Here is a 12,239-nt window from a genome sequence, read left to right as displayed (position 1 = left end):
GATTCCTGCCACCTACCCGGAAAGGTTGAAGTTGCCGGACGCGCCGTAGACGGCCAGGGAGATGAACAGCGTGATGGTGACGACGACGATCAGCGAGGTGCGCACGGCCTGGCCCACTGCCACACCCACGCCGACCGGCCCGCCGGAGGCGTTGTAGCCGTAGTACGTGTGCACGAGCATCACCGCGATCGCCATCACGATTGCCTGAAGGAACGACCACAGCAGGTCGCTGGGTATCAGGAACGTGTTGAAGTAGTGGTCGTAGAGTCCGGCGGACTGGCCGTTGATGAACACCGTGGTGAACCTCGCGGCGAAGAACGCGGCCAGCACCGACAGCGAGTACAGCGGCACGATTGCGATCAGGCCGGCCAGCAACCGGGTGGACACCAGATAAGACACCGCATGGACCGCCATCGCTTCGACGGCGTCGACCTCCTCGGCCACCCGCATCGCGCCGAGTTGGGCGGTGGCACCCGCGCCGATCGTTGCGGCCAGGGCGATACCGGCGATCACCGGGGCCACGATGCGCACGTTGAGGAATGCGGACAGGAAGCCGGTCAGGGCCTCGATACCGATGTTGCCCAGGGACGAATAACCCTGCACCGCAATGACACCGCCGGATGCCAGGGTGAGGAACGCCGCGACGCCCACGGTGCCACCGATCATCACCAGGGCACCTGCGCCCATGGTCATCTCGGCTACCAGCCGGATGGTCTCCTTGCGGTACCGGTTGAGCGCGTTGGGCAGGTACCGAATGGTCTCGCCGTAGAACAGTGCCTGCTCGCCGATGTTGTCGACGACCTTGGGCACGCCGCGGAACAGCCGGCGGAAGCGAAGTGTGGCGTCGTAACTCATCGAACGAGCACCCGGACCCCGATGGCCGTCATGATCACATTGATCACGAACAGGCAGATGAAGGCGTAGACCACGGTCTCGTTCACAGCGTTACCGACACCCTTCGGGCCTCCCTTGACGGTCAAACCGCGGTAGCACCCGACCAGGCCGGCTACCACGCCGAACAGCAGCGCCTTGATCTCGGCCAGCACGAGCTCGCCGAGCCCGGTGAGCACTGTCAGGCCGTTGATGAAGGAACCCGGGTTCACGCCCTGCAGGAATACGGAGAAGACGTAGCCACCGGCCAGGCCGATCGCGCAGACCAGGCCGTTGAGCAGCAGCGCCACGAACGTCGAGGCCAGTACGCGGGGCACGACCAGGCGCTGGATGGGATCGATGCCCAACACCCGCATGGCGTCGATCTCTTCGCGGATGGTGCGGGCACCGAGGTCGGCGCAGATCGCCGTGGCGCCCGCGCCGGCCACCACCAGCACCGTCACCACCGGGCCGAGCTGGGTGATGGTGCCGAAGGCGGTGCCTGCGCCGGACAGGTCGGCGGCACCGATCTCACGAAGCAGGATGTTGAGCGTAAATGCGACCAGGACGGTGAACGGGATGGCGACCAACAACGTCGGCACCAACGAGACGCGCGCGATCATCCACGTCTGATCCAGGAACTCTTTGAACTGGAACGGTCGACGGAACATCTTGGCGAAGGTGTCCAAGGACATCTCGACAAAGCCGCCCACGGCCCGGGCCGGAACCGCAAGCTGTTCGATCAACCTGGGCTCCGTTCTCGGGGTACTCGGATGGGGAAAATTCCGCGGAAACTCGTGTTAGCGAAATTCTGACGGCCACCTGACGTGACCGCTCCCCCATCCCTTGGTCTTACGGTGCTCTTAGTGAGCCGGATCATATTAACTAGAACACGTTCGCACTGTCAAAGAATTCAAAATCCTCATGTCGGACGCTGTTTTCGCAGTTCAGGCGTACCGACCCAACGCTCGAGTTGGAACACGTTCTACTTCCGTTGGACACGATCAACGAGACCGTCAGTCTCGTGAATCCATCAGCTCCGTCGCTGAGAATCCACGCCCAAAGTCACGACCAGCAAAGTAATCGTGCAGTGTCCCGCTGAGGTCGGCCGGGTTCCAGGCATCGGAGTCCGCAGTGAAGTGCTTCTCCGCTGTGGGCGGCGCGACCAACGTGACAGTTGGACCATAGACGATGAACAGCTGAGCGTTGACGCCTTCGGACGCCGGCGAGGCCAGGAATCGGACGAGCGTGACGACATGCTCGGTCGACAGCGGGTCAACCGTTCCGTCGGCCGCGTCCGGCGCGTCGCCGAACACGCCCGCGGTCATGGCGGTGCGGGCCCGCGGGGCGATCGCGTTGGCCCGTACACCGAAGCGTTCCAGCGCGCGGGCTGCCGACACCGTCAGCGCCGTGATGCCGGCCTTGGCGGCGCCGTAGTTGGGCTGACCGACCGGTCCCGACAGCCCGGCCTCCGACGAGGTGTTGATGATCCGGCCGTAGACGGTCCCGTCCCCCGCCTTGGCCTTCGCGCGCCAGTAGGTGGCGGCATTGCGGGTCAGCAGGAAGTGGCCGCGCAGGTGCACCGCGATGACCGCATCCCACTCCTCGTCGCTCATGTTGAAGAGGATGCGGTCGCGGGTGATGCCGGCATTGTTGACGACGATGTCCAGGCCGCCCAGACCGTCCGCGGTGGAAACCAGTTCGTCGGCGGTCGCACGCGCGCTGATGTCCCCGGCCACCGCGACACCCTTGGAACCGGCGGCTGCGATCTCGTCGAAGACGTCCGATGCGTCCAGTGCGCCGGCCATGTCGTTGACCACCACGGTCGCCCCGGCCTTGGCCAGGCCGATCGCTTCGGCGCGGCCCAGGCCCGCAGCCGCGCCGGTGACCACGGCCACCTTTCCGGACAGGTCGATCTGAGCGTCGTCAGTTGTCATCTCGCTCCTCGCGTGCGCGGCATAGTTTATGAATGCCTCTAGTCTTTACGGATCAGGGCTGCCCGGGGGCATTCGGCGATGGACTGCTCGGCCAGGTCCTCCTGGTCGGCAGGCACCGGATCAGACTTGACCACGGCGTAGTCGTCGTCATCAAGATCGAACAGATCAGGGGCAATACCCACGCACACCGCATTGCCTTCACAGCGATCGCGGTCCACTTCAACTCGCATGGCAACCTCCTCAACACGTGTGCGCACACGGGGCTGCGTGCGCGCAGCCACAGAATACGACCCCACCTGACGGAAACCAGTCCAACACCGGCCTGGATCCTAAGACTAGAACGTGTTACAACCAGGTGAGAACTCAGGTCTTTCAAGCAGTGAGGATGCAGCGGAATGCGGATCGGTTACACCCCCGAGCAGGAGGAGCTGCGCCGCGAGTTGCGCGCGTACTTCTCCAAGTTGATGACGCCCGAACGCGTCGAGGCACTCAGCTCGTCCGAGGGCGAGATGGGACGCGGCAACGTCTACCGCGACACCGTCGCGCAGATGGGCAAGGACGGCTGGCTGACCCTGAGCTGGCCGAAGGAGTTCGGCGGCCAAGCGCGCCCGCCGATGGACGGCCTGATCTTCACCGACGAGGCCGCGATCGCCGGCGCCCCGGTGCCGTTCCTGACGATCAACAGCGTCGCCCCGACGATCATGCACTTCGGCACCGAGGAACAGAAGAAGTTCTTCCTGCCCAAGATCGCCGCCGGCGAGCTGCACTTCTCGATCGGCTACTCCGAGCCCGGCGCCGGTACCGACCTGGCCGCGCTGCGGACCACCGCGGTGCGCGACGGGGATGACTACGTGGTCAACGGCCAGAAGATGTGGACGTCGCTGATCGCTTACGCCGACTACGTCTGGCTGGCGGTACGCACCAACCCCGAGGCCAAGAAGCACCGCGGCATCTCGATGCTGATCATGCCGACCACGGCTGAGGGCTTCTCCTGGACGCCGGTGCACACCATGTCCGGAGTGGACACCAGCGCCACCTACTACCAGGACGTGCGGATCCCGGCGACCAACCTGGTCGGCGAGGAGAACGCCGGCTGGAAGCTGGTGACCAACCAGCTCAACCACGAGCGGGTCGCGCTCGTTTCGGCCCAGCCGATCTACGTCGCCCTCGACGGGGTCCGGGAGTGGGCGCAGAACACCAAGGACGTGCACGGCAAGCGGGTCATCGACTCCGAATGGGTCCAGCTGAACCTGGCCCGCGTGCACGCCAAAGCCGAGGTGCTCAAGCTCATCAACTGGGAGCTGGCCTCCGCCGACGGCGCACCGTCTCCGGCCGACGCCTCGGCGGCCAAGGTGTACGGCACCGAGTTGGCCACCGAGGCCTACCGCCTGCTGATGGAGGTGCTCGGCACCGCGGCGACGCTGCGGCCCGACAGCTCGGGCGCGCTGCTGCGCGGTCGCATCGAGCGGTTCCACCGGTCGGCGCTGATCCTGACCTTCGGCGGCGGCACCAACGAGATTCAGCGTGACATCATCGGCATGGTCGCGCTCGGCCTGCCCCGAGTGAACCGGTAAGGACGGCACACCAATGGATTTCAAGACGACCGAAGAGGCCGCCGACCTGGGTGGCCTGGTGCGCACGATCACCGAGTCGGTGTGCACGCCAGAGCGTCAGCGTGAGCTCGACGGGCTCGAGCAACGTTTCGACGCCGATCTGTGGGCCAAGCTGGTCGAGGCCGACGTGCTCTCGGCCGCGGCCCCCGAGTCCGTGGGCGGCGGCGGTTTGGGCGTGCTCGAGCAGACCGCGGTGCTGACCGCGCTGGGGCGCCAGCTGGCCGCTGTTCCGTACCTGGAGTCGGTGGTGCTCGGTGCGGGTGCACTGGCCGCGTTCGGTTCCGAGCAGCTACGCACCGAGTGGGCCGCACCCGCGGTCGCCGGCGACAAGATCCTCGCGATCGCCCTCGACGGCGAGATGGGTCAGGGCCCGGTTCAGGCCCAGAGCGACGGCTCGGGCTTCCGGCTCACCGGTACCCGCACCCAGGTCAGTTACGGCCCGATCGCCGACGCCTTTCTGGTTCCGGCCGAAACCGATTCCGGGGTCAGCGTTTTCCTGGTCTCCGGCGACGATCCCGGCGTGACCGTCAGCCTGCTGAGCACCACGGGCAAGGGCAGCGTGGGTCATCTCGAGTTGCAGGGCACCTCGGTCGACGGTGCCCGCGTCGTCGGCGGCGCCGAGGTCGCCGAGTGGTTGACCACGCAGGCGGCGCTGGGTCGCAGCGCCTTCCAGCTCGGGGTGCTGGAGCGCGCGCTGGAACTGACGTCGGAGTACGCGCGTGAGCGCGAGCAGTTCGACCGGCCGATCGGCAGCTTCCAGGCCGTCTCGTCGCGGTTGGCCGACGGCTACATCGACGTCAAGGGCCTGCGGCTGACGCTGACCCAGGCGGCCTGGCGGTTGTCGGAGGGCCTGCCTGCCGATATCGATGTCGCCAGTGCGGCCTTCTGGGCTGCCGAGGCCGGCCACCGCGTCGCACACACCACGGTGCACGTGCACGGTGGTGTCGGCATCGACATGGATCACCCGGTGCACCGGTACTTCCTGGCCGCCAAGCAGACCGAGTTCGGCGTCGGCGGAGCCACCGGGCAGCTGTTGCGCATCGGCCGCGAACTCGCGGACACCCCGGTCTAGGGATGGGGGGTCCAGCCGCAGGGCCGACGGTCACCGAGCTGCTCGTCCCGCTGGCCGAGGTGACTGATCGTGGCCTCTACCAAGAGGATTCGTTCGTCAGCTGGGCCGACCACATCGCCGCCGGCGCAGCAGTGGCCGCGGCATTGCGGGCCCGGTTGGACCCCTCCAAGCCCCCACATATCGGGGCACTATTGGGCAACACCACGTTTTTCTCCAGCCTGCTGGTGGCGGCGGGACTGACCGGGCTGGTGCCCGTCGGGCTCAACCAGACCCGCCGCGGCGAGGCCCTGGCCCGCGACATCGCCAAGGCCGACTGCCAGCTGGTGCTGGCCGACAATCCCGAGGCGGTCCCGCCCGGGGTGGATTTCATCGATGTCGAATCTGCCGAGTGGGCAACCGAACTCGCGTCCTACCGCGATGTCCCGGTGACGTTCGCCGAGCTGGCGGCCGACGATCTGTTCATGCTCATCTTCACCTCGGGCACCAGCGGCGATCCCAAGGCCGTGCGGGTCACCCACGACAAGGTGGCCTTTCCTGGGCGGATGCTGGCCGACCGGTTCGGGCTCGGCCCGGCCGACACCGTGTACCTGTCGATGCCGTTGTTCCACTCCAACGCGATCATGGCCGGCTGGGCCGTCGCGGCCGCCGCCGGTGCGTCGATTGCGTTGCGGCGCAAGTTCTCCGCGTCCGGGTTCATACCCGACATCCGCCGCTACGGCGCCACCTACGCGAACTATGTCGGCAAGCCGCTGTCCTACATCCTGGCCACCGAACCGGCTGCCGACGACGCCGACAATCCGCTGCGGATCCTCTACGGCAACGAGGGCTCACCGCGGGACCTGGGCCGGTTCGCCGAGCGGTTCGCGGTGACGGTGGTCGACGGATTCGGTTCCACCGAGGGCGGTGTCGCTATCGCCCGCACTCCCGACACCCCAGAAGGCGCCCTCGGCCCGCTCACCGACCAAGTGGCGATTGTCGACGTAGAGACCGGTGAGCCCTGTCCCCCAGGGGTCGTCGGCGAGTTGGTGAACCCGACGGGTGCCGGATGGTTCCGCGGCTACTACAACGATCCCGACGCCGAGGCGGATCGCATGGCCGGCGGCGTCTACCACACCGGCGATCTGGCCTACCTGGACGAAGACGGCTTCGCGCACTTCGCCGGGCGTCTCGGCGACTGGATGCGCGTCGACGGAGAGAACCTGGGCACCGCGCCGATCGAACGAATCCTGTTGCGCCACCCCGATGTCGCCGAGGTCGCGGTGTACCCGATCCCCGATCCCGATGTCGGCGATCAGGTGATGGCCGCGTTGGTGCTGACCGGCGGCACACCGTTCGACGTCGAGAAATTCCGAGCCTTCCTGGCCGAGCAGTCCGATCTCGGGCCCAAGCAGTGGCCGTCGTACGTGCGGGTCGGCACGGCCTTGCCACGCACCGAGACGTTCAAGGTGATCAAGCGGCAGTTGTCGGCCGAGGGCACGGCGTGCGCCGACCCGGTCTGGCCGATTCAGCGGTAGCCCCTATCCGAGCCCGACGCCCATTTCGATACCATCGGCATCGAAACAGGGGAGGCGCCAGCATGCACATCGCAGTCACCGGAGGCACCGGCTACCTCGGGGCTCACACCGTACGGAGCCTGCTGGCCGCGGGGCATCGCATCCGGCTACTGGTCGCGCCGGGTTGCGGCGAAGACGAGGTGATCGGCCGCCTGGCCGCACTGGGCGAAATGTCGGTGCTGGAGGGCGATATCCGCGACGCGGACACCGTCGGGGATCTGCTCGCGGGCTGCGACGCGCTGATCCATGCCGCGGGCATTGTCGGCGCCGACCGCCGGCGCGAGCAGCTGATGTGGGAGATCAACGCGCACGCGACCGAAGCCGTCCTGCACCGCGCCACCGAGGCGGGGCTCGACCCGATCGTCTCGGTCAGCAGCTACAGCTCACTGTTCCCGCCGCCGAACGGGGTGATCTCCGCCGACACTCCGCCGGCGCCGGGCCGCAGCCCGTACGCCCAGACCAAGGCCTATGCCGATCGGGTGGCCCGCCGGTTGCAGGAGGCCGGGGCCCCCGTCGTGGTCACCTACCCGTCGAGCGTGGTGGGTCCGGCGTTCTTCACCGCCGCCGGGGTCACCGAGCGCGGCTGGGCACCGATCGCCAAAGCGGGCGCGGCACCCCGGATGGCCGGTGGTATGCAGATGATCGACGTGCGCGACGTCGCACTGGTGCACGAGCGTCTGATGGCGCCCGGACGGGGACCCAAACGCTATGTCTGCGGCGGCGTGATGGTGTCGTTCAACGAGATGATCGACGTGCTCGAACAGGGCACCGGGCGCCCGATCCGACGAATCCCTTTGTCCGCAGCGGTTTTCCGGGGAATTGGGTGGGTGGCGGATCAGCTGGGTGGGGTACTGCCGCTCGGGGACGGGATCAGCCACGAGGCCGCGCTGCTGCTGACCGCAGCCACCCCCACCGACGACGCGAGCACCCGCGCCGACCTGGGCATCGAGGCCTGGCGGTCGCCGCAGCAGGCCATGCTGGCCTCATTCGGCCGCTGACCCGCCAAGGGCTCGGCTGAGCAACCGCACCAGTTGCTGCTGCAGTTCGGGCGAATCGTCGTCGACGGCCACCGTGGTGGCGAACATTGCCGCACCAGCCGCCATGGACAGCACAGCTTTCGCGTCCGATTCGGAGCCGTATCCCCTGGCCGCGAACATCTCGACGGCCGGGCCACTGAACCCGTCCCACAGCGCCTTGCGCAAGGAGGGGTTCTCCCGCAGCGCCAGCAGCAGCCCGGGTACCGCCTCGCTCACGTCGGGCCGGACGAACAGCTGATGGCTGCCGCGGACCACCCACTCGATCCAGCCCGCCAGGTCCGTGCCGGAGAACGGTGACATGTCGGGCGATTCGCCGAGTATCGCGTGCAGCACCAGCTCAGCTTTCGACGCCCACCGCCGGCTCAGGCTGGACCGGCCGACCCCACAGCGAGCCGCCACCAGACGCACGCTCAAGTCATCCCAGCCCACCTCGACCAGCAGCTCACGCGTGGCCGCGAGCACTCGCTCGTCGATCGACGTGTCCCGTGGTCGCCCGGCCATGACCCGATTCAACCGCATGGCGGCGCGGGTAGCGTCGACTACGTGGGCTACCGCGAATATGCTGCGCCGCCACACCTGGCCGGGCTCGTCGAATGCCGGTGGCGGCGCACCGGCGCGGCCGAACCTGGCCGGGTGCTGCCCGATGGCTGCATGGACCTGATCGAGATGGACGACAAGATCGTCGTCGCCGGTCCAGACACCACGGCATTCGTCACCGCAGGCGGTCGGGACCCGGTGCAGGCGTTGCGGTTTCGGCCCGGAGCGCTGCCGCGGCTACTCGGCGTCCCGGCGTACGAGCTGCGCGACATGCGGGTCGACCTACGCGACCTGCGCAGAATCAACCGCGGTGGTTCGCTAGAAACGCTCGCCGAAACGCTCGCGTCGCAGACACCGCGCTCCGAGACCGCACCATGGCCCCTGCCGGCGCTTGAAAACATCACGCGCCGGCTGGCGGCCGGCGAATCGGTCGCCGCGACGGCACGCGCGGCCGGCTGGTCGAGTCGAACCATGCAACGGCAGTGCCGGGCGGTCTACGGCTACGGGCCGGCGACACTGCGCCGCGTCCTCCGGTTTCGTCGCGCGGTCGGGCTGATCGGCACGGGCGCGAGCCCGAGCGCGGTCGCCGCCCACGCCGGCTATTCCGACCAACCCCATCTGCACCGCGAGGTCCGCGCCCTGGCCGGAGTTTCGTGGCGTCAACTCTGCAGCGCCGCGAACAGGTCCACCGAGGTTCCGTCGGGATCTTCGACGGTGGCGTAGCGCTGTCCCCACGGCGCATCGAAGGGCTTGAGCGTTCCCGGGTACCCGGCGGCGGTGAGCCGCTCGTAGAGCGTGTCGACATCAGCGGGTGCGTCGAGGCCGAACGCCAGCGCGACCCGACCGGGCCCGCTCGGCGGAGTCCAGCCCGGGTGCATTCCGGCGATCACATCCTCGGTGTCGAACGCGAGCCGGTTTCCGCCCGGCAGTTCCACCTCGACGTGCGGACCGTCGGGTTCGGGAACCGCCAAACCGAGCAGCCGGTAGAAAAGCACGGCTCGCGGGAGGTCTTCGGTGACGATCTCGATGACCGCCGAGTTCAGATTCAAGGCCATAACCGCAGGTTAGGCCGTTGACTCCGGCCCAGTCGTGAACAGATCGGACAGGCTGGGCCTTTGTCGGACCGTTGGTACCGAGTAGGTTGGCCTTGACTGTTAGTTACTTGCCAGTAGGGAGAGTTTCGATGCCTGCTCCGTCCGCCGCGGATTTCGCTCGCCTGCGCGCACTTGTCGCGATCGATGACGCTGAACTAAGTGCGCGCGCGACGAAAACCATCGACGAGGTCTTCACCGGCAGGGAGCTGACCACGATCCCGGTCGGCACTGCCGACGACGTGACCGCGGCCTTCGCCAAAGCCCGGACCGCGCAGGCCCAGTGGGCCAAGCGCCCGGTCGCCGATCGCGCCGCGGTCATCGCCCGCTTCGGCGAACTGGTGGCCAAGAATCGCGACTTCCTGATGGACGTGGCCCAGGCTGAAACCGGCAAGGCCCGCTCGGCGGCGCAGGAAGAGATCGTCGACATGATCTTGAACTCGCGCTACTACGCGCGGGAGGCGACCAAGCTGCTCACCCCGAAGCGAGTGCAGGGCCTGCTGCCGGGCCTGGTCAAGACCGTGGTCAACCACCACCCCAAGGGCGTCATCGGCGTCATCTCGCCGTGGAATTATCCGATGGCCCTGTCGATCTCGGATTCCATCCCGGCTCTGCTGGCCGGTAATGCCGTGGTGGTCAAACCCGACAGCCAGACTCCCTACTGCACGCTGGCCAACGCCGAGCTGCTCTATCAGGCCGGCCTCCCGCGCGACCTGTTCGCGGTGGTTCCCGGCCCGGGTTCGGTGGTCGGCACCGCGATCGTCGAGAACTGCGACTACCTGATGTTCACCGGATCCACCGCGACGGGCAGAACGCTGGCCGAGCAGTGCGGCCGCCGGTTGATCGGCTTCTCGGCCGAACTCGGTGGCAAGAACCCGATGATCGTCACCAAGGGGGCCAATCTCGATGTGGTGGCCAAGGCCGCCACCCGCGCGTGCTTCTCCAACGCCGGGCAGCTGTGCATCTCGATCGAGCGGATCTACGTCGAACGCCAGATCGCAGACGAGTTCACCGCCAAGTTCGGCGAGCAGGTGCGCAAAATGAAGCTGTCAAGCGCCTACGACTTCACCGCCGACATGGGCAGCCTGATCTCCGAGGACCAGGTCAAGACGGTGTCCGGCCACGTCGACGACGCAAAGGTCAAGGGCGCCAAGGTGGTTGCCGGCGGCAACGCCCGCCCCGACGTCGGGCCACTCTTCTTCGAGCCGACGGTGCTGACCGGCGTCACCGACGAGATGGAGTGCGCCCGCAACGAGACCTTCGGCCCGCTGGTGTCGATCTACCCGGTCGACTCCGTGGCCGAGGCCATCGAGAAGGCCAACGACACCGAGTACGGCCTGAACGCCAGTGTCTGGGCCGGATCGAAGGCCGAGGGCGAGGCGATCGCGGCCCAGATCAATTCGGGCACCGTCAATGTCGACGAAGGCTACGCCCTGGCGTTCGGCAGCACCGCTGCTCCGATGGGCGGCATGAAAGCCTCCGGCGTCGGGCGTCGCCACGGCGCCGACGGGATCCTCAAGTACACCGAGTCACAGACCGTGTCCACTGCCAGGGTGATCAATCTCGATCCGCCACTGGGCATTTCGCAGACGCTCTGGCAGAAGGCGCTGACCCCGATGATCCAGGCCGTGCAGAAGCTGCCCGGCCGCTAGACCGCCGAATGTGCAGTATCCGTCAGCGCTGGCGCCGTGCGACAACCGCGAAGTTCAGCGGGATCCGCGGCGTCCCGGGCGGCAGCGTCCAGCCCTGGTCGCACGGCACCAGCGCCGGGAATGCCCGCCAGTCCATGTAGGGCAGTTCGGCCAACGCCTCGATGACGAGCCCGGCCCGCAGGAGCGAGGTGACCACTTCGGACAGGTCGTGGCGCCACTCGTGGTTACGCACATTGGTGATCTGGCCGGCCGAGTTCTCGGTGTACGTCCCCGCGTCGTCGTAGGTGCGGACTCCCCCGCCGCTGAGGTAGTCGTCGACGATGTCCCACGGCTCATTGTCCATGGCGCTGAGGATCGGATGATCGTCGCGGATCATGAACACCCCACCGGGCTCGAGCAGATCATGGATCGACCGGGCCCAGTTGGCGAGTTCGGGCAGCCACACGATGGTTCCGGTACTGGTCACCACGGTGTCGAAGCGTCGCCCGATCAACGAGGACGCGAACCGCACATCGCCCTCGACCCAGGTGATGTCACGGCCGTCGGCCTCGGCGATCCGGGCCGCGTGCCGCAGCGAGTTGGGCGACAGGTCGACACCGTGCACGTCGCGGGCCCCCAACCGCGCCCAGGAGATGGTGTCCGTACCGATGTGGCACTGCAGATGCAGCAGTGAACGGTCCTTGACCCCGGTCTCTCCCAGGTGGGGCGCGAGCACCTCCAGGTCGTTGCGCACCACCCAGGAGATCTCGGTCGGATCGGCGAGAAACCCTGCGACGTCGTACATCTGGGACCGGGCGTGCACGTCGGCCCGGTCGTCCCAGTTCGCCCTATTGGCGGCCAGCGCATCCTGAACATCCACCGGCTCAACCATACCGAC

General features: G+C 67.4%; 13 protein-coding genes. 6 read left to right on the top strand and 7 right to left on the bottom strand.

Features of this window, described 5'->3' with window-relative positions; all coding sequences use genetic code 11:
• Positions 1 to 12: 12 nt before the first annotated feature.
• From K6L26_RS05915 to K6L26_RS05900, 4 genes are all read right to left on the bottom strand, one after another.
• A complete protein-coding gene (locus K6L26_RS05915) occupies positions 13 to 855 on the bottom strand; it encodes an MlaE family ABC transporter permease (protein WP_019345104.1) in 843 nt (280 codons plus the stop codon).
• Entirely contained in the window at positions 852 to 1,616 is a 765-nt protein-coding gene (locus K6L26_RS05910; RefSeq protein WP_003879810.1) for an MlaE family ABC transporter permease, read from the bottom strand. The genes K6L26_RS05915 and K6L26_RS05910 overlap by 4 nt, the downstream gene beginning before the upstream one ends.
• Positions 1,617 to 1,886: 270 nt before the next feature.
• On the bottom strand, positions 1,887 to 2,807 hold the full coding sequence (locus tag K6L26_RS05905; RefSeq protein ID WP_036391774.1) for a 3-oxoacyl-ACP reductase: 921 nt from the start codon (positions 2,805 to 2,807) through the stop codon (positions 1,887 to 1,889).
• A 38-nt stretch (positions 2,808 to 2,845) separates the two neighbouring features.
• A complete protein-coding gene (locus K6L26_RS05900) occupies positions 2,846 to 3,037 on the bottom strand; it encodes a ferredoxin (protein WP_036391771.1) in 192 nt (63 codons plus the stop codon).
• Between the two features lie 165 nt (positions 3,038 to 3,202).
• Between K6L26_RS05900 and K6L26_RS05895 the strand changes: the two genes are divergently transcribed.
• The 4 genes from K6L26_RS05895 to K6L26_RS05880 all read left to right on the top strand — a co-directional run bounded on the left by K6L26_RS05895 (position 3,203) and on the right by K6L26_RS05880 (position 8,043).
• Positions 3,203 to 4,381 (top strand): acyl-CoA dehydrogenase family protein, encoded by a 1,179-nt coding sequence (locus K6L26_RS05895; RefSeq protein ID WP_036391767.1) that lies wholly within the window; start codon positions 3,203 to 3,205, stop codon positions 4,379 to 4,381.
• 13 nt (positions 4,382 to 4,394) lie between these two features.
• Positions 4,395 to 5,492 carry an acyl-CoA dehydrogenase family protein gene (locus K6L26_RS05890; RefSeq protein WP_064900096.1) on the top strand — a complete coding sequence of 366 codons (1,098 nt, stop codon included), beginning with the start codon at positions 4,395 to 4,397 and terminating at the stop codon, positions 5,490 to 5,492.
• Positions 5,493 to 5,494: 2 nt separating this feature from the next.
• Positions 5,495 to 7,006 (top strand): long-chain-fatty-acid--CoA ligase FadD17, encoded by a 1,512-nt coding sequence (gene fadD17, locus K6L26_RS05885; RefSeq protein ID WP_064900094.1) that lies wholly within the window; start codon positions 5,495 to 5,497, stop codon positions 7,004 to 7,006.
• 62 nt (positions 7,007 to 7,068) lie between these two features.
• Positions 7,069 to 8,043, top strand: coding sequence for an NAD-dependent epimerase/dehydratase family protein (locus tag K6L26_RS05880; protein ID WP_221852857.1), 975 nt, complete (start codon positions 7,069 to 7,071; stop codon positions 8,041 to 8,043).
• On the opposite strand, the gene K6L26_RS05875 is transcribed toward K6L26_RS05880, so the two are convergent.
• Complete coding sequence (locus tag K6L26_RS05875) at positions 8,029 to 8,583, bottom strand: TetR/AcrR family transcriptional regulator (RefSeq protein ID WP_043368337.1); 555 nt, start codon at positions 8,581 to 8,583, stop codon at positions 8,029 to 8,031. The two genes, K6L26_RS05880 and K6L26_RS05875, sit on opposite strands and share 15 nt — an antisense overlap.
• A gap of 42 nt (positions 8,584 to 8,625) precedes the next feature.
• Here K6L26_RS05875 and K6L26_RS05870 point away from each other — a divergent pair, with 42 nt between their 5' ends.
• Entirely contained in the window at positions 8,626 to 9,342 is a 717-nt protein-coding gene (locus K6L26_RS05870; RefSeq protein WP_064900090.1) for a helix-turn-helix domain-containing protein, read from the top strand.
• On the opposite strand, the gene K6L26_RS05865 is transcribed toward K6L26_RS05870, so the two are convergent.
• Entirely contained in the window at positions 9,279 to 9,674 is a 396-nt protein-coding gene (locus K6L26_RS05865) for a VOC family protein (protein ID WP_064900088.1), read from the bottom strand. The two genes, K6L26_RS05870 and K6L26_RS05865, sit on opposite strands and share 64 nt — an antisense overlap.
• A 128-nt stretch (positions 9,675 to 9,802) precedes the next feature.
• On the opposite strand from K6L26_RS05865, the gene K6L26_RS05860 reads away from it, so the two are divergent.
• A complete protein-coding gene (locus K6L26_RS05860) occupies positions 9,803 to 11,362 on the top strand; it encodes a succinic semialdehyde dehydrogenase (RefSeq protein WP_064900086.1) in 1,560 nt (519 codons plus the stop codon).
• A 22-nt stretch (positions 11,363 to 11,384) separates the two neighbouring features.
• On the opposite strand, the gene K6L26_RS05855 is transcribed toward K6L26_RS05860, so the two are convergent.
• Positions 11,385 to 12,233: a class I SAM-dependent methyltransferase gene (locus K6L26_RS05855; protein ID WP_064900084.1), complete on the bottom strand. Its 849-nt coding sequence runs from the start codon at positions 12,231 to 12,233 to the stop codon at positions 11,385 to 11,387.
• Between the last annotated feature and the right edge of the window lie 6 nt (positions 12,234 to 12,239).

Origin of the sequence: Mycobacterium farcinogenes (assembly GCF_019739075.1) — a bacterium.
GTDB lineage: Bacteria > Actinomycetota > Actinomycetes > Mycobacteriales > Mycobacteriaceae > Mycobacterium > Mycobacterium senegalense.
The sequence above is the reverse complement of the archived record's forward strand: the minus strand, read 5'-3'. Positions and strand labels throughout refer to the sequence as shown.